Consider the following 16,112-nt stretch of genomic DNA (forward strand, 5'->3'; position numbering starts at 1 on the left):
AACTTCGAAGGGAACGTGCTACATGGGCAGCGAACGTGAGAAGGAAGAGCTGTACGCCCTGGACATCTCGGGCGTGGAGTGGTTGAGCGCGCCCGGCACCGAGGAGGCGGAGGAGCGGGTGGAGATCGCCCATCTGCCCGGCGGTGCCGTCGCGATGCGGTCGTCCCTCGACCCGGACACCGTGCTGCGGTACACGGAGGCGGAGTGGACGGCGTTCGTCCTGGGGGCGCGGGACGGCGAGTTCGACCTGCGCTGAGGCTCCTGACGGAGCCGTGAGCGGGTATACGGAAGGGGGTCACGCCCGATGCGGGCGTGACCCCCTTTCCCTGTGCCTGCCCCCGGGGTCAGTAGCCCTCGGTGAACAGCCGCGACGCCTTGAGGTCGGTCGCGTGGTAGCTGTCCTTGCCGGTCTCGATCGTCTTGGCGATCTTCTCCAGCGTCTGCTGGATGTCGTGCGCGTCGGCCCGGTAGTCCTTCTGGACCTTCAGGTACTGACCGTGCGCCTCGCCGTCCCAGGTGGCGGCGACGACGTTGACGGCCGCCTCCATGCGCCCGAGGTCGTCCGTGATGCGCTTGGAGATGGCGCGGATGCTGTTCGCGATCTCCTGGACGTTCTCATACCGAATCTTGAGGTCGGGACCGTTGTCGCCCATGTCTGCTCCTCGTGAAGTCTGAACTGTGCTGGTGCGTGCGTACGTACGCGGATGAGCTGCGGCGCGTGCGTGCGGCGCCGGAAGGGCGCCTCGGAGTGCCTCGGAGTGCCTCGGGCTGCCTAGAGGCTGTTCAGGCCGGAGGTGTTGGGCACGCCGCCGCTGGTGGCGCCGCCCTGCGCGTTGATCGCCCGGAACGCGGCGTCGACCTCTTCGTCGTTCTCCTGGTTGAGGTTCTTCGTACCGATCACGGCGTTGTAGAGGACGTCCAGCTTGCGGCGGATGTCGTCGTGGCGCCGGTTCAGCGTGTCCTGGGCGGTCACGAACTGGTTGGCACCGGAACCGCTCCAGCCGGCACCGACCGTGGCGATCGCGTCGGCCAGCACGCGGATCTGCTGGCTCATGTCGTGGGCGGTTTCCTCAATGGCGTTCTTGGCCTTGGTGACGGCCTCGTAGCCAATGCTCTGACCACCGGGGTTGGAGCTCATTGTCTTCCCTCTCGTGAGTGTCCGAGCGAGTGATCACGCTCGCTTGTTGCGTACACGTACCGCCGCGACGGCGCCGCCGATGAGGACGACGGCCGCGGCGATGATGGCGATGACGGTCCAGGGCGCGGAGTCCTTGTCCTCGGACGCCGAGTCCGCGGCCTCACCGGCCTGCGGCTTCTCCTGGTCGCCACCGCCTGCCCCCTTGTCTGCTGTGTCTGCGGGAGAGGGGGAAGTCGTGGCTGCCGCGCCGCCCCGGGCGGCGAGCAGCGGATTCACGTCGGCGGGGCCCGGGTTGCCGTTGCCCTTGAGGAGGACCTGGGCGGGGCGGACGGTGCCGTACCCGATGTACTGGCTCGGCACCTTGCCGTTGTGCCCGGCGGTCTCCATCATCACGCGCAACACCTGGTTGCCGGTCCAGTCGGGGTGGGCGGACCAGATGAGGGCGGCTGTGGCGGAGGTTAGGGCGGTGGCTTGGCTGGTTCCGTGGGAAGCGCAGTACCCGGCGCCACGCGTGCAGTACCCGGGGATCTCATCGCCCGGGGCCGCGAGCCCGACGCCTGCACCGTGGTTGGACCACTGCGTGACCTTGCCCTTGAAGTCGATGGCGCTCACGGCGACGACACCGGGGTACGCCCCGGGGTGGTCGATGCGGTCGAGTTCGTCGTTGCCCGCTGCCGCAAAGATCAGCTTGCCCTTCTTGAGGGCGTAGTCGACCGCCGACTTGAGTTCGGCGTCCTCGGCGCCATTGGGCGAGCCGCCCAGCGACACACTGATGATCTTGGCCTCGGTGTCCGCGGCGGCCCGAATGCCCAGCGAGACGACCTTCAGCCCCGGCAGGACGTTCTCGTAGGCCTTCACCGGAAGGACCTTGGCACCGGGAGCGAGCCCCTTGACCCCACCCTGGGCGCCGCTGCCGGCGATGAGCAGCCCCATGTTCGTGCCGTGCCGGTTGGTGTCCTCGCGGGCGCTCTTCGCTGGCTGGTCGATGTTCTTGCCCGGCAGGACGCGGCCCTTGAGTTCGGGAACGGTGTCGTCGACACCACTGTCGACGACCGCCACCGTGACTCCGGAACCAGTGCTGACCTTCCACATGGCGTCCGCGTCCATCGCGTCCAGGTACCACTGCTTGGACCGCATGTCGTCGGCGAGCGCCGTCGGCGCGGTGCCGACGGAGCAGGCCAGCGCGGCAGCCACCGCGGCACCGAGAAGTGCCGAGCGGCTGCGCACCGAGCGGGCTGAGCTGAACATGGGACTGCGGACTCCTTGAGCGGCGATGGTTTGCGTACGTCAGTCGACTACCGGCGGGACGACCTTGCGGTGGTCCATCGCCCACGTCTCCTCGTCCTCGACCAGGTAGTCGGGGGCCTCGGAAGAAGTGGAACGACGCCGGTCCGTGCCTCGCTTGTTGCCGTTCACCAACCCCGTACCACCGGGGGTGAATTCGCCACGCCCGCCGAGAGACGCACGCGGGGCCCCAACAGTTCCACCCGGCTCGGAAGCCAGCCTGCGACCGCCCGTGCCCGTCGCGCCACGCGCCTGGCCGCCGGGGCCGTGGCCCATACCGCCGCCCATGGGCCCACGGCCCATACCGGTTCCGGCGCGCTCCTCGCCGACGACCGTGCCCATCGGAAGCCGGGGCGTCGAGCCACGGCCGGTCGTCGGCGTGGGACGCCCACCGGTGATGCCCTCGGGGGTGATACCGCGCGTGGTGCCCGGCAGACCACTCGGACGAGCGATACCCGGACCGCGCAGGCCGCCGGTCGAACGACCGGTGGCCGGTCCCTCCCCGGGCACGCGGGTCATCGTGGTCGGCCGCTCAAGACCGCCCTTGCCGACCGGACCGGGCAGGACCGGCGGCGGAGTGAGCACAGGCGTCTGTCCCTGCACAGGCGTGGGCCCGGTGGGCACGGTGGGCCGCGTCGTGGTCTCCGGGGGCGGAGTCATGGTGACGGAGTCGATGGAGGTTCCCACCGGCTGGTGCACACCGGAAGGTGCCGTAACCGCCGAGCCGGGGGCCGCGGTCCCGTTACCAGCCGTGGTGTGGTGCCCCGTTGAGCCGGAAGAGGCGTAGGACGCCCCGCCCACGACACCGCCGCCACCGCTGTGCGCGGTGGAGGTGCCACCGCCGTAGGACGAACTCGTCCCGTAGGCGGACTCGTCGCCACTGCGCTGGACCGGCAACGGCGCAAACTTGGGCTCAGGCTGAGCCGTGATCCGATCCTTCGACGTGTTGTAGAACGACGCCAGCCGATTCAACGCATTGATCGCCTCGTTCGTCTTCGGCCCCAGCGCCTTCAGCCGCGCCTTCTCCTTCTCGGGGTCGGCGAAGCACATGCCGTCCGACGGCGGGACCGCCGCCTTCGCCTCGGTCAGGGCCTGGCCCGCGCGGGCCATCTCCTGGCCGACGACCCCCGCGTACTCGCTCAGCACCAGCGTCTCCGACACCATGCCGCGGCCCCACTCGCGGAACGCGTCGCCACCGGCGCCGTGCCACTTGACCTGGTCGATGTACCAGCGCAGGTCCCGCGCGATGTCCGCGATGTCGGGCGCCGCGGCGGCCAGCGTCTCGGCCGCACCGGTCAGTTCGCCCGGCTTGGCCGAGGCCAGCATCGCGTTGAGGGCTTCGAGGGTCATGCCCTCGAACTCGTCCGTCGCCATCGTTGTGCCCCCTTTTACTTCAGGCCGCCGGAGTCGGCGTCGTTGCCCTTGCCGGGCGTCTGCTTCGTACCCGGACCCTGGTCCGCCGGCTTCGTACCGGCCGCCGGAGACTCGTAGTACTTCTCCGTCTCCTTGCGGATGGCCTGGTAGCGGTGGGCCTCGTCCACGTCGATCCCGCCGTAGCCCTTGTCCGCGATGTGCACCGCGATGCCCATGCCCTCGATCTGGTCACCGAAGATCTTGGTGAGCCGCTCCAGGTTCGTACGGACCTTGTCGTACGCCTTGTGCAGCTCGTCCGCGGCCGCGAACCCCTTGCCGTACGCCTCGGGCTGCACCCGCTGGTCGGCGATCTTGGTGTGGCGGGCCGGGGACTTGTCCAGGCTGCGCAGCAGTTCCTCCATGCGGCCCTTGAAGTCGGCGAGGCTCACCCCGTCGACGCCGAGGTCCGGCCTTCCGCCGCCGCTGCCCGTGCCGCCGTTGCCGCCACCGTTCGGCTCGGCCACTGTTCCTCCCCGTGAATCCCCGTCGGCACCGCTCTGCCACTGGTGCCGCGCTACCGCTGCCGCTTCGTCACACTCGTGAAGCACGCGAAGCATGTGATCACTCTAGTCACTCCGGTTACGGAGCCGAATGAGTATCCGTACTCAAAGACGTCTCAGGTTCGTCCCGATCAGGTACGCCCCGAAACCCCGTTCGCCCCGTTCACCGCGTTCACCTTCCGCAAACCCCGTTTCCGGGCGTCCCGGATCACCGTCGCCGTCCCCGCGACCACCGCCACCAGCAGGGCGGCGATGCCCAACGCGTACGTGGCGTACCGCTCGTTGCGCTCCTGGGGCGTCTCGGAGAGCGCCAGCGCGGCCACGTCCGGGGCCGCGGCCTTGGGCGGGCCGGGGTCCGGGTGCGCGGCCGCCTCCGGGGGCGAGTCGTCGGTCACCGCGCGGACCGGGTCGACCACGCCCCACCCGACGAAGTTGTCGTGCCCGTTGACGGACCGCTCAGCCGTCTGCTCGATCCGCGCGATGATCTGCGCGGCCGTCCACTTCGTCGTCGCGTACGGGTACTTGGCGCGCAGCAGCGCGGCGACCCCGGCGACGTACGGGGCGGAGAAGCTCGTTCCGTTGTCCGAGCACTGGCCGTTGCCCGGCACCGTCGAGACGATGTCGACGCCCGGCGCCGCGACCCCGACGAACGTGCCGGGCTGCGAGAACACCGCGCGCTCGTTGTTGCGGTCCGAGGACGCGACCGCGAGCACGCCCGGGAAGGCCGCCGGGTACGTGTCCTTGGCCTTGCCGTCCATGCCGTCGTTGCCCGCCGAGGCGACCACCACGATCTGCTTGTCCAGCGCCCGCCGCACGGCCTTCGCGAGGTCCGAGTCGGGCCCCTGCGGCTCGGTCGTGTCCTGCGAGATGTTGATGACGTCGGCGTGCTGCGCGATCGCGTGGTCGATCGCCTTCGCCATCGTGTCCGTCTTGCCGCTGTTCTTCTCGTCGTTCTGGCGGATCGGGATGATCGTGGCCTCGGGCGCCAGGCCGACGAAACCGGTGCCCGCGCGGGGGCGCGCGGCGATGATGCCCGCGACCTTGCTGCCGTGGCCGACCTCGTCGACCGTGCCGCCGGTCTTGCCCCGCTTGTCGTTCTGCTCGCCCGAGCCGTCCTTCTCGGGCTTGAGGTAGTCCGCGCCGCTCTTGGCGTCGACCGCGGACTTCAGCTGCGGGTTGGCGATGTCGACACCGGTGTCGATGACCGCGACCCGTACGCCCTTGCCCTTGGTGTCCTGCCACAGCTCGTCGAAGAGCACCCGCTGGAGCGACCAGGGGCGGCCCTCGATCTGCTTCTTCATGGGGAAGGTGCACTCGCCGCTGCCGTCGACCCCGAGGGCGGGCGGCACGGGTGCCGCGTACGCGGACGGGGCGAGCGCCAGTGAGGCGACGGCCGTGGCCGCGCCCACCAGCACCGGCTTCCTGAATGGCTTCAGCATCGACACTGACGTCAGTCCTCCCTACGAGCCCTGGGGCTGGCGGGCGCTGTTGGTGTCGAGCCGCGGGCCCTTGGACAGGAACTCCGACCAGTTGATGGGCACCAGGGCCGGGGTGACCTTCTCGTATCCGAGGCGCTGCTGCGCCTGGCTCGGCTCGGGACGGCCGTCGTCGGGCTTCTGCTGGTCGCCGGCGCCGATGTCGGAGCGGGCGGCGTCGCTGTCGCCGTTGGCCTGCACCGCGTACCGCAGTCCGGTGTCGGTCACCAGGAACAGCGAGCCGTCGGGGCGGGTCTGCCTGCCCTGCACCTGCGTGTAGAGCAGGCCCGTGCCGGGGGTGACGTACGTGCTGGTGCCGCCCGCGGTGATGGCCGCCGGGTACTCGGTGCCCGCCCAGGTGGACAGCGTGGTGCTGCCCTTGTCGTCGACCTTGCGCAACACGCTGCACACGGTGCTCCGCGCGCCGGAAGCGGCGGCGCCGCCGCCCGCGTTGACCTGCTTCGCCTTCTTGTCGGGCCAGTTGTTGGCGGCGCCGAAGTAGTCGGGCTTGGGGGCGATGGAGGCCGCGTCGACCTCCTTGACGTCGCCGCGCATGCCGAGCTTCGTGGTCTGCGGGGAGTTGAGCACCAGCCAGGCCGTGAAGTCGGAGACGGGCTGGACCTTCCCCTGCAGTACTACGTACTGCTGGCGGCCCGCGCCGGTCAGGGCGCTCAGCACCATGCCGACCTTGTCCTCCTGCGGCGAGAGTCCGCCGCCGGTGCCCGCCGGGGCGCCGACGGTGCCGGGGATCGCCGGGAAGTCGATCGGGGTGCCGTCGCCGAGGGTGGCCAGCCAGTCGTCGGTGACGGGCTGCGGCTGCTCGTCGGCGCCGAAGAGCGTACGCGCGAGCAGATCACCGGGGGCGCCCTTGACCAGGTACTTGGTGCCCTTGGCGTCCACCACGTAACGGGCCTTGTTCTTCTGGCCCTGGACGTAGAGGACCTGGCCGCCGGTCAGGCGGCGCTTGTCGTCGGTCAGCTTGAAGTCGCGGTCGGCGAAGACGAACGCGGCCTTCTGGACCGAGTCCTTGCCGCCGCCGGGCTGCTCGCAGACCGCCCAGCGCTTGGCCTTTCCGGCCTCGCTCGCGGCGGGCAGCCGGTCCGGGGCGTACGGAATGCCCAGGATCGGGCCGCGCGAGAGCTTGCCCGAGTCCAGGATGTCGTCGCTGACCTGGATGACGTCGAACTTCTGCGGATCGAGCAGCAGCCGCGCCGAGGCGAGGTTGAGCACTGGGTGCAGCAGGACCTTCTTGTCCTTGCCCTTGCCGGTGGACAGGACGACGTAACGGGTCGTCGACTGCTTGCCGACGATCACCTTGGTGCCCGGGGTGTCCCAGCCCTGCGGCGCCTTGGGCTTGAACATCCCCCAGGCGCCGAAGCCGGCGAGGCAGAGCGCGGCCACGATCACGCTCGGCACGATGGCCTTCAGCGGGCGCGGAGCACCTTCCTCCGTGCCCGTGGGAGACGGTTGCAGAAACGCCGCCACCGTGCGCTTCTTCGCAAAGGTGTACGCGTTGAGCTCGTCCCGCCGTGATGCCATGCGCCTCTGTCTCTCCCCGCGCGGCCCCCTGATCGGACCTGGTCCTGCGGTCCCCGGGCCTCGATTGTCAGACCGGCCCCCTACTATGCCTGTTGACCGAGGGTGCCTGTGGGGCGGGTAGGGTGAAGCCGCCGTCAAGACCCCTTGCGGAGCTGGGGGAATCCGGATGTTTTGGGTGCTTGCGCACGAATGGGGGGTGGTGGAGTGATGGCGTCCGCGACGCGTGTACGGCCTGCCGCCGCCGGTCCTTCGGCCCCCGCCCAGGGAGCCTCCGCACCCCGCCTCAAGGCCCGGCCCGGACACTTCGGTTCGTTCCGACTGCAACAACTCGTGCTGGTGGAGCTCGCCGCCGCCGTGCTGCTCGTCGCGTGGGTGATCGACACACTGATGCTGGTGCCCGCCGGTGTGGTCGCAACGCTCCTTGTACTGCTCGCGGTCGTCCGCCGCCACCGCCGCTCGCTGCCCGAGTGGCTGGGCACGGTGCTCGCGCTGCGCGCGCGTACGCGCAGGGCGGCGGGCCTGCCGGTCCCGGAGGGCACGGAACCGGGCTTCGCCCCGGCGGTGGAGTGCGACCCGGCGCTGCGGACGTACACGTTCGGCGACCGCGACCGCCGCCCCGTCGGCATGGTCGGCGACGGCACCTTCCTCACCGCCGTCCTCCAGGTCGAGATGGACGCCACGGCGCTGCGCCCGGAGCGCGGCGCCCGCCCCCTGCCGGTGGCTCTCGTACGGGACGCGCTGGACGTCGACGGCATCCGGCTCGAATCCGCGCAGATCGTCCAGCACACCCAGCCCGCGCCCGCCCCGCACCTGCCGCAGCAGTCGGTGGCCGCCCGCAACTACGCACCGCTGCAGGCCCAGACGGGCTCGCCCGCGGTGCGCATCACCTGGATCGCGCTCAAGCTCGACCCCGAGCTGTGCCCGGAGGCGGTGGCGGCGCGCGGCGGCGGTCTGACCGGCGCCCAGAAGTGCCTGGTGCGCGCGGCGGACCAGCTGGCGAGCCGGCTCACCGGCGCCGGGTTCCGTACGACGGTCCTCACCGAGCAGGAGCTGACCGGCGCCATCGCCACCTCGACCTGCGCCAATCCGATGGCGATCACCCAGGCGGGCCGCGCGGGCACGCCGGGGCGGCGCACCCAGGAGACGGCCCGGACCTGGCGCTGCGACGACCGCCGCCACACGACGTACTGGGTGGGCCGCTGGCCCCAACTGGGCGGCGGCGGGGCCTCGATGCCGCAGCTGGTCGCCCTGCTGACCTCGCTTCCCGCGCTCGCCACCACGTTCAGCCTGACGCTGGCCGCCGGTGACCGCCAGGAGGTCACGCTCACCGGACACGTCCGGATAACCGGCCGCAGCGACGAGGAACTGGTCGCCGCCCGCCGGGAGCTGGAGCGCACCGCGCGCGGTGTGAAGACCGGCCTGGTGCGCCTGGACCGCGAACAGCTGCCGGGCATGCTGGCCACACTGCCGCTCGGGGGTGCGCGCTGATGACCACGTCCTCTGTCTCTCCTGCCACTGCGCCCTCCTCTCCGGAGGTACGCAGAGGGCGCGCCCGGATGGGCTTCGGGCTCCTCGGGCCGCGCCGCGACCGGCACGCGCTCTCCGCCGACCAGGTGGAGGCCCTGGCGCTGCCGGTCGGCGACGACGGCATGGTGATAGGCGTGGACGCGGCGGGCCGCCCGTCGGTCCTCGGCATCAACCGCCCCACCGCGTACGACGTGACGCTGATCGGCGGGCTCTGGACCGCGCAGGTGCTCGCGCTGCGGGCGGCCGCGACGGGCGCGCGCGTGACCGTGGAGACGGGCCGGGCCCCCGCGTGGACGGCGCTCGCCCAGGCGGCGGGCGGCGGCCAGCAGTGCATCGCGCTGCACGACGTGGGCCGGGTGCCGCCGCAGGGCGCGTCCGCCGGATCGCCGGTCGTGGTCGTCCGCGACTGCGGGATGCGGCCGCCGCGCGGGCGCGTGGTCTCGGGGCCGTGGCAGTCGGTGCTGACGCTGCTGCCGTATCTGAGCCCCGTGGCGCCCCGGTTGCTGGAGAAGTCGGATCTGGTCGGTGTGCAGCGGGTCTCGCCGGACGAGGCCGCGCAGATCGGGCGGATCATGCATCTCCCCCAGGCCGAGGCGGAGGCGCTGTCCACGCTGGCGGACGGGGTGACGCTGTGGTGCAGTGCCCGCGACCGCCAGTTCGTGATGACCCAGGCCACGGACGCGGAGACCGGACTGCTCGGCTCGGCCCGCAGGATGGACTGACCGTCCGGGGCCCCATCCCCCAAGGGGCGCGGGGCTGTGTCATTGTGCGGCTCCGCCGCGATGGGGGTCCCCCCTGTTCGAGCGAAGCCGAGAACTTGGGGGAGCGACCAGCCACCGACGGCCCGCAGTCGGCCGGCGGCAGTGGACTGACCGCACCTCCCGTCGAGCGCATACGTGGCCGGGCCTGCCGGTGCGGTGTTGTCGGCGATTAGGCTGGGACGGCCTGCGAACGAAAGGAATCCGGTGAACAGCGATCAGGACCAGTTCCGCACCGGCGGGAACGCGCGCGACGAGAATCGGTCCGACGCCGATCCCGAGCCCACGGGTGAGTTCACCATCGACTACACCCCGCCGGCCTGGTACACGCAGAACGCGGCGCCGAGCGCGGACGCGGCGACGCCGCCTCCCCCGCCGCCCGCCGGGCCGCCCGTGGCCGTGCCCGGCCTGCCCTCCAGCGGCGGCTTCCAGCCGAACTGGACGACCACGCCTCCGCCGCCGGGCCCCGCCCCGGCCCCCTCCGCCGACGCGGCCGCCGAGCCGCAGCCGTTCGGGGGCGGTGACATCGAGAGCGGCGCGACGATGCGGTTCTCGCCGGGCTCGCTGAAGCGGGAGCTCGCGGAGCGGCTTGCCGCGGCGGACGCGGCGAAGGCCGATGCGGCGGGTGCCGGCGCGGGCTCGGACGGCGAGGCGGATGCGGATGCCCCGTCCGCCGTCGCCGCCGCCGTTCCCGCGCCGGTCGCTGCCGACGAGCCGGTCGACGCGGCCGTCAAGGACGAGGCAGCGGCGGATACCGTGCAGGACTCTGCCGGTACGGCCCAGGCCGAGCCGACCTCTGGCCCTGGCAGCCCCGAGGGCACCGCGCCGGAGGCCGACGCGGCTTCGGGCGAGCCCGAGCCCGCCGCTGCTCCCGAGCCGAGCGACGCCGCGCCCGCCGCCGCGGAGGCGGCCGCTGCCGAGCTCACCGGGTCGGCCGACGTCGCCCCGGCCCCCGCCGACCAGATGACCGTCGAACCCTCCGACTCCGCCGACTCCGACGGCTCTGGCGACTACGTGAACGCCGCGCCGGTAACGGCCGAGGCCGCCGACGCCGTACCTGCCACGCCCGCCGAGCCCGTCCCCGCACCCCCGGTCGCCGAGCCGGTCGACGCCGTGGCGGCGCAGGCGGCCGCGGCCGCACCGGCCGACGCCGTGCCCCCCGTCGCGGACGCGGCCCCCCAGGACGCCGTGCCGCAGGACGCGCCGGGCACCCCGGTCGCCCCGGCCGAGCAGCCGTGGGCCGCGCAGGCCCAGCAGCCGGGGCTGCCGCCGTTGCCGCCCGCGTACCAGCCCGCCGCGCCCGCGTCGGCACCGCAGTGGCCCGTACCGGCGCCGCAGCAGACCGGGCAGCCCGCATGGCCGCTGCCGCAGGGCGCCGAGCCGGCGGCGCCGCAGCCGGTACCGCCGACGGGCCAGGGCGGCTTCCCGCTGCCCCAGCCGGGCGCTCCGGCCCAGCAGGGCGGCTACGGCTTCCCGCCCCCGGGCACGCCGAACGCCCCGGTCCCGGCACCGGCCCCCACCCCGGCCACCAACCCCAACACCCCTACTCCGCAGGGCGGTTACGGGTTCCCGCAGCCGGGCCCGCAGGGCACACCGGCCACGCCGAACTTCCCGGCCCCTGCCCCGACCCCGGCGGCCACCCCCAACGCCCCCGCACCGCAGGGCGCGTACGGATTCCCGCACCCCGGAACGCAGGGCGCACCCAGCACCCCGGCCCCGGCCCCCGACGCGAACGCCCCCCAGGGCACCTACGTCTTCCCGCGCCCCGGGACCCCGGCCGCCGACCCCAACTCCCCCGCCCCCCAAGGCGGTTACGGGTTCCCGCAGCCGACCCCGCAACCGACCCCGACACCGGCACCGACCCCGGCACCGGCCCAGAACCCGCCCGCGCCGCAGGCCCCCCACGCCCCCCAGGGCGGCTACGGCTTCCCCCAGCCGGGGACGCCGGACGCCCACGCCCCCGTACCCCACCAGCAGGCCCAGCCCCCGGCACAACCGCAGCCGCAGGCGCAGCCGCCCGCCGGGCCCGTGGATCCGCGGAGCGGGGCCGGGTGGCCCTCCCCCATGGCGCACGACCAGCGCGAGCGGTCCGTGCCGGGCGCGCCGCTCGGGTACACCGCGGCCGTGGAGCTCTCCTCCGACCGGCTGCTGCGCAACAACAAGCAGAAGGCGAAGAGCAGCCGCAACCCGGGCAGCGCCTCGCGCTTCAAGTTCGGCGGCAAGAAGGAGGAGGCCGAGCGGCAGCAGAAGCTCAACCTCATCCGGACGCCCGTGCTGTCGTGCTACCGGATCGCGGTCATCTCCCTCAAGGGCGGTGTCGGCAAGACGACGACCACGACGGCGCTCGGCGCGACGCTGGCGACCGAGCGGCAGGACAAGATCCTGGCGATCGACGCCAACCCGGACGCCGGCACGCTCGGCCGCCGGGTGCGCCGCGAGACCGGGGCCACCATCCGCGACCTGGTCCAGGCGATCCCGTACCTCAACTCGTACATGGACATCCGCCGGTTCACCTCGCAGGCGCCGTCCGGTCTGGAGATCATCGCCAACGACGTCGACCCGGCCGTGTCCACGACGTTCAACGACGAGGACTACCGGCGGGCGATAGACGTCCTGGGCAAGCAGTACCCGATCATCCTGACCGACTCGGGTACGGGTCTGCTGTACTCCGCGATGCGCGGTGTGCTCGACCTCGCGGACCAGCTGATCATCATCTCCACCCCGTCCGTCGACGGTGCGTCGAGCGCGTCCACGACGCTGGACTGGCTCTCCGCGCACGGGTACGCCGACCTCGTCCAGCGCTCCCTCACGGTCATCTCCGGGGTCCGCGAGACCGGCAAGATGATCAAGGTGGACGACATCGTCCAGCACTTCCAGACGCGCTGCCGCGGGGTCGTGGTGGTCCCGTTCGACGAGCACCTGGCGGCGGGCGCCGAGGTCGACCTCGACATGATGCGGCCCAAGACGCGCGAGGCGTACTTCCATCTGTCGGCGCTGGTGGCCGAGGACTTCGTCCGCGCCCAGCAGCAGCAGGGGCTGTGGACGGGGGACGGCGTCAATCCGCCGCCGCACATGGCTCCGCCGATGCCGGGCCAGCAGGCGCAGCACCCGGGCCAGCCGTTCCCGGGGCAGCCGTTCCCGGGCCAGCCCGGACCTGGCCAGCAGGCGCCGGGCCAGCCGATGCCCCCGCAGCCGTACGCCCCGCAGCATCCGCAGCCGCCCCAGCCGTACGGCGGCCAGCAGCCCCCGCAGGCGTGGCAGCAGCCGCAGCCTCCGCAGCAGTAGGAGGGGCCGACGCCGAAGGGCCCGCGCAGCCGTCACGACCGCGCGGGCCCTTGGCCGTTGTCCTGCGCTACCGGGCCATCGCGCGGCGGGCGCCGACCTCGGAGGGCAGCTCGCGGACGAACGTGGCCGCGCACATCGTGCCCAGCCACCACGCCATCACCGCGGGCAGCAGCGGCAGCATGAGCACCATGAGGCCACGGCTGCTGACACCACTGGCCGCGCCTCGCCGGGCCTCCCGCTGTCGCGCCCAACTCTGTTCGGGTGTCGGCGGGTCGGCGAGCCGCTCGCGAATCTGGCGGCGTCCGCGTACCCATCCCCAGCCCAGACCGGCAACGCCCGCCACCCCTTCGACGACGTAACCGGCCTTGCGCCAGCCGTCGGGCAGCCCGGAGACCAGGCCGTCGAAGAGTGCGCCGGCGGCGGCGCACACGAGGACCGCCGTCAGCAGGGTGGCGACGCCGAATCCGGCGCGCCGCAGCCAGTAGCGCGGACCCCGGCGGTACCACGTGGTCCCGACCACGGGCAGTTTCGCGGGAGCCGTGTCCTCAGAAGAGGCTCGTGAAGCCATGCCACACCTTTTTCGCTCCGTCCTTGGCATCGCTGCCGAGTCGCTTGACGTCCCCCCACGTGTCGGACGCCACGTTGGCGGAACCGTGCAGGAGGCCGCCGACCACGCCGTGGTCGTGGATGTCCTCGCTCCAGTGCTCGTGGAACGCCTCGTCGAGCAGATCGGTCGTCCCGATGATCACCAGGCCGCCGACCCCGGCGACCACGGCCACCGGCACGGTGATCTCCGAACTCGCCACCAGGGCGACCGCGGCGGTGCCCGCCGCCAGGCCGCCCAGCGCCGCACCCCCGTCCACCACCACCGAGTGCGTCCACGACCAGCCCTTGTCGTGGTCGTCCTTCGCCTCCAGGAGGCCGCAGACGCTCGCCGCGGCGACGTCGACGACCGGGATCTCCTTGAGGAACTCCGGCAGCTTCTCCAAGCTCTTGCCCAGCCGCAGCGCCTCCGCCGCGTCCCCGACCTTCACATTGAGCGCGTGGTCGTACGGCAGCGCCGAACTGCCGTGCCCGGCGCGGGCGATGTCGATCTCCAGGCCGTCGAGCTCGGTCAGCGCGTCCTTGTAGGCGAGCCGGGCCGGGGAGTCCTTGGGAAGCGTCCTGCCCTGCTTCTGCCACGCGCTGCGCTCGGTGCGCAGGTCCTTCTTCGCCTCGGCCGCCTCTTTCTTGGCGTCGTCCAGCTTGTCGGCGGCGTCGTGCCCCTTGACCCGCGTGCGCTCGGAGTCGTACGCGTACAGCCCGCGCAGATAGTCCGCGATGGTGACCTTGTCACCCGGGGACACCTTCGAAGTGTCCTCCTCGTACAGCTTGTTGAGCGCCTCGGCCGCGTCCAGGCGGGCCTGCTGGGCCGCGTGCAGGATGTCCGTGCGCACGGCACCGTAGTTGGTAAGCCCGTCGATCGCCTTCTGCTTGTCGTGCAGGCCCGCTATCAGGTCGGCCATCGACTTGATCGCCGCGTCGCACCCGGGGTCGCCGGAACCGGCCACCGCGGGCTTCACGTTGGCGTGCATGCCCCGGTAGACGCCGGCTTCCTTGTGGAAGGTCGACGCCATCGAGTCGAGGTCGGCCAGAATGACCTTCACGTCGGCGCTCATGCCCCTGCCCCGCTCTCTCCGTAGGTACGCTCCGGGTCCTCCGGCTGCCATCGGCGGCCGCCCGGCGCCACCTCCGGGTCCAGGCGCACCTTGGGCAGCCGGGCCTCGCGCATCGCCTCCGCGAACGGGCCGATGGAGACGGCGATCCAGGGCTGCGTCGGGCCGAGCGCGTCGACCAGCTTCGCCACGGTGCTGAAAGCGACCGGGACCGGCGGCCCCGAGGCCGGTCCCAACAGCTCGAAGTCGACGCGCGGGGCGGCGCCTCCGGCCGGGTAGCGCGGGTGGGCCGGGACGAACACCGGTGTGTGGTATGGCGGGACGCCGGGTTGCGCGATCCTGGCCGCGTCGACGCCGACGATGCCGAGGATGCGGGACACGTTGGGTTCAGCCACGTGTCTCAACTTATGCGCCGCTCCAGTTCGTCAATACGACGAAAACCGCCCAAAGCCTTCACCCATAGTCAATGGATGCCAGGTCTTGGGCGGTTTCTGGTCACTGATTGACCAGCGTTTGACCGGTTCTAGCCGCGTGCCTCGTCCGCCTCGATCAGTTCCGTCGAGCGCTTCACGTCGCGGGCGATCGCTTCGAGCAGCGCCTCGATCGACTCGAACTTCTCCTGGCCGCGCACGTACGCGAGGAAGTCGACGGCGACGTGCAGCCCGTACAGATCGAGCCCGACGCGGTCGATCGCGTACGCCTCGACCGTGCGCTCGGTGCCGTCGAACTGCGGGTTGGTGCCGACCGAGATCGCGGCGGGCATCCGCTCGCCGTCGGCCGTGAGCCAGCCCGCGTACACGCCGTCCGCGGGGATCGCGGTGTGCGGCAGGGTCTCCACGTTCGCCGTCGGGTAGCCCAGCTCGCGGCCGCGCTGCGCGCCGCGCACCACGACGCCCTCGACGCGGTGCGGGCGGCCCAGGATCTCGGCGGCGCCCGCCACGTCGCCCTCGGCGACCAGGCGCCGGGTCAGGGTCGAGGAGAACGGCTGCCCGCCGCCCGCCTCACCGCTGACGAAGAGGTCGATGACGTCCACCTCGTAGTCGTACGTCTCGCCCAGCTCGGCCAGGAACGCCACGTTGCCGGCCGCCTTGTGGCCGAAGCGGAAGTTGGGGCCCTCGACGACCACGCGCGCGTGGAGCTTGTCGACGAGCGCCTTGACCACGAACTCGGCCGGCGACAGCTTCGAGAACTCGCTGGTGAAGGGGAGGATGAGCAGCGCGTCCACACCGAGGCCCGCCATCAGCTCGGCGCGCCGGTGGTGCGGGGCGAGCAGCGGCGGGTGGCTGCCGGGGCGCACGACCTCGCTGGGGTGCGGGTCGAAGGTCACCACGACCGACGGGATGCCCAGCTCGCGGGCGCGCTCCACGGCCCGCCCGATGATCACCTGATGCCCGCGGTGCACCCCGTCGTAGGAGCCGATGGTGACGACGCTGCGTCCCCAGTCCTGGGGGATGTCCTCCAAGCCACGCCAGCGCTGCACTGTGACCGCTCCTCGCCCGAAACTCGCCCGAAATCCGAACCCGTGTGCGCGAGAGTAG

Annotated in this window: 15 protein-coding genes; 4 read left to right on the forward strand and 11 right to left on the reverse strand. The window is 72.2% G+C overall.

Annotated features, from left to right (window positions below; all coding sequences use genetic code 11):
• Positions 1-22 precede the first annotated feature (22 nt).
• Positions 23-256 (forward strand): DUF397 domain-containing protein, encoded by a 234-nt coding sequence (locus QIY60_RS04175; RefSeq protein WP_283141194.1) that lies wholly within the window; start codon positions 23-25, stop codon positions 254-256.
• Positions 257-344: 88 nt separating this feature from the next.
• Here QIY60_RS04175 and QIY60_RS04180 read toward each other — a convergent pair whose 3' ends face one another.
• The 7 genes from QIY60_RS04180 to eccB form a co-directional block, all read right to left on the reverse strand.
• A complete protein-coding gene (locus QIY60_RS04180) occupies positions 345-653 on the reverse strand; it encodes a WXG100 family type VII secretion target (protein WP_283141195.1) in 309 nt (102 codons plus the stop codon).
• A gap of 119 nt (positions 654-772) precedes the next feature.
• The gene (locus QIY60_RS04185) at positions 773-1,138 is read right to left on the reverse strand and encodes a WXG100 family type VII secretion target (protein ID WP_067164935.1); all 366 of its coding nucleotides are present in this window, start codon (positions 1,136-1,138) and stop codon (positions 773-775) included.
• A 33-nt stretch (positions 1,139-1,171) separates the two neighbouring features.
• Positions 1,172-2,386: a S8 family serine peptidase gene (locus QIY60_RS04190; protein ID WP_283141196.1), complete on the reverse strand. Its 1,215-nt coding sequence runs from the start codon at positions 2,384-2,386 to the stop codon at positions 1,172-1,174.
• Positions 2,387-2,425: 39 nt separating this feature from the next.
• Complete coding sequence (locus tag QIY60_RS04195) at positions 2,426-3,796, reverse strand: hypothetical protein (protein WP_283141197.1); 1,371 nt, start codon at positions 3,794-3,796, stop codon at positions 2,426-2,428.
• A 14-nt stretch (positions 3,797-3,810) separates the two neighbouring features.
• Positions 3,811-4,299, reverse strand: a complete 489-nt coding sequence (locus QIY60_RS04200) for a hypothetical protein (protein ID WP_283141198.1) — start codon at positions 4,297-4,299, stop codon at positions 3,811-3,813.
• A gap of 167 nt (positions 4,300-4,466) precedes the next feature.
• Positions 4,467-5,774, reverse strand: coding sequence for a type VII secretion-associated serine protease mycosin (mycP, locus tag QIY60_RS04205; protein ID WP_283141199.1), 1,308 nt, complete (start codon positions 5,772-5,774; stop codon positions 4,467-4,469).
• Positions 5,775-5,795: 21 nt separating this feature from the next.
• Positions 5,796-7,349 (reverse strand): type VII secretion protein EccB, encoded by a 1,554-nt coding sequence (gene eccB / locus QIY60_RS04210; protein ID WP_283141200.1) that lies wholly within the window; start codon positions 7,347-7,349, stop codon positions 5,796-5,798.
• A 207-nt stretch (positions 7,350-7,556) separates the two neighbouring features.
• On the opposite strand from eccB, the gene eccE reads away from it, so the two are divergent.
• The 3 genes from eccE to QIY60_RS04225 all read left to right on the forward strand — a co-directional run bounded on the left by eccE (position 7,557) and on the right by QIY60_RS04225 (position 12,919).
• A complete protein-coding gene (gene eccE, locus QIY60_RS04215) occupies positions 7,557-8,837 on the forward strand; it encodes a type VII secretion protein EccE (protein WP_283141201.1) in 1,281 nt (426 codons plus the stop codon).
• Entirely contained in the window at positions 8,837-9,598 is a 762-nt protein-coding gene (locus tag QIY60_RS04220) for a hypothetical protein (protein WP_283141202.1), read from the forward strand. Before eccE ends, QIY60_RS04220 begins: the two co-directional genes overlap by 1 nt.
• 243 nt (positions 9,599-9,841) lie before the next feature.
• On the forward strand, positions 9,842-12,919 hold the full coding sequence (locus tag QIY60_RS04225) for an SCO5717 family growth-regulating ATPase (protein ID WP_283141203.1): 3,078 nt from the start codon (positions 9,842-9,844) through the stop codon (positions 12,917-12,919).
• Between the two features lie 67 nt (positions 12,920-12,986).
• Here QIY60_RS04225 and QIY60_RS04230 read toward each other — a convergent pair whose 3' ends face one another.
• From QIY60_RS04230 to QIY60_RS04245, 4 genes are all read right to left on the reverse strand, one after another.
• On the reverse strand, positions 12,987-13,487 hold the full coding sequence (locus QIY60_RS04230; protein WP_283141204.1) for a hypothetical protein: 501 nt from the start codon (positions 13,485-13,487) through the stop codon (positions 12,987-12,989).
• Positions 13,465-14,577, reverse strand: coding sequence for a DUF6317 family protein (locus QIY60_RS04235; protein WP_283141205.1), 1,113 nt, complete (start codon positions 14,575-14,577; stop codon positions 13,465-13,467). The genes QIY60_RS04230 and QIY60_RS04235 overlap by 23 nt, the downstream gene beginning before the upstream one ends.
• A complete protein-coding gene (locus tag QIY60_RS04240; RefSeq protein ID WP_283141206.1) occupies positions 14,574-14,969 on the reverse strand; it encodes an SAV_915 family protein in 396 nt (131 codons plus the stop codon). Before QIY60_RS04240 ends, QIY60_RS04235 begins: the two co-directional genes overlap by 4 nt.
• A 128-nt stretch (positions 14,970-15,097) precedes the next feature.
• Positions 15,098-16,054 carry a bifunctional riboflavin kinase/FAD synthetase gene (locus QIY60_RS04245; protein ID WP_283141207.1) on the reverse strand — a complete coding sequence of 319 codons (957 nt, stop codon included), beginning with the start codon at positions 16,052-16,054 and terminating at the stop codon, positions 15,098-15,100.
• Positions 16,055-16,112: the final 58 nt, after the last annotated feature.

The sequence above is a fragment of the Streptomyces sp. BPTC-684 genome (assembly GCF_030028635.1).
In the GTDB taxonomy this organism is placed as follows: Bacteria; Actinomycetota; Actinomycetes; order Streptomycetales; family Streptomycetaceae; genus Streptomyces; species Streptomyces noboritoensis.

What these genes read in the sequence shown, in the direction of transcription:
- QIY60_RS04175 (WP_283141194.1), top strand. Translation starts at nt 23, where the DNA reads ATGGGCAGCGAACGTGAGAAGGAAGAGCTGTACGCCCTGGACATCTCG.
- QIY60_RS04180 (WP_283141195.1), bottom strand. Translation starts at nt 653, where the DNA reads ATGGGCGACAACGGTCCCGACCTCAAGATTCGGTATGAGAACGTCCAG.
- QIY60_RS04185 (WP_067164935.1), bottom strand. Translation starts at nt 1,138, where the DNA reads ATGAGCTCCAACCCCGGTGGTCAGAGCATTGGCTACGAGGCCGTCACC.
- QIY60_RS04190 (WP_283141196.1), bottom strand. Translation starts at nt 2,386, where the DNA reads ATGTTCAGCTCAGCCCGCTCGGTGCGCAGCCGCTCGGCACTTCTCGGT.
- QIY60_RS04195 (WP_283141197.1), bottom strand. Translation starts at nt 3,796, where the DNA reads ATGGCGACGGACGAGTTCGAGGGCATGACCCTCGAAGCCCTCAACGCG.
- mycP (WP_283141199.1), bottom strand. Translation starts at nt 5,774, where the DNA reads ATGCTGAAGCCATTCAGGAAGCCGGTGCTGGTGGGCGCGGCCACGGCC.
- eccB (WP_283141200.1), bottom strand. Translation starts at nt 7,349, where the DNA reads ATGGCATCACGGCGGGACGAGCTCAACGCGTACACCTTTGCGAAGAAG.
- eccE (WP_283141201.1), top strand. Translation starts at nt 7,557, where the DNA reads ATGGCGTCCGCGACGCGTGTACGGCCTGCCGCCGCCGGTCCTTCGGCC.
- QIY60_RS04220 (WP_283141202.1), top strand. Translation starts at nt 8,837, where the DNA reads ATGACCACGTCCTCTGTCTCTCCTGCCACTGCGCCCTCCTCTCCGGAG.
- QIY60_RS04230 (WP_283141204.1), bottom strand. Translation starts at nt 13,487, where the DNA reads ATGGCTTCACGAGCCTCTTCTGAGGACACGGCTCCCGCGAAACTGCCC.
- QIY60_RS04235 (WP_283141205.1), bottom strand. Translation starts at nt 14,577, where the DNA reads ATGAGCGCCGACGTGAAGGTCATTCTGGCCGACCTCGACTCGATGGCG.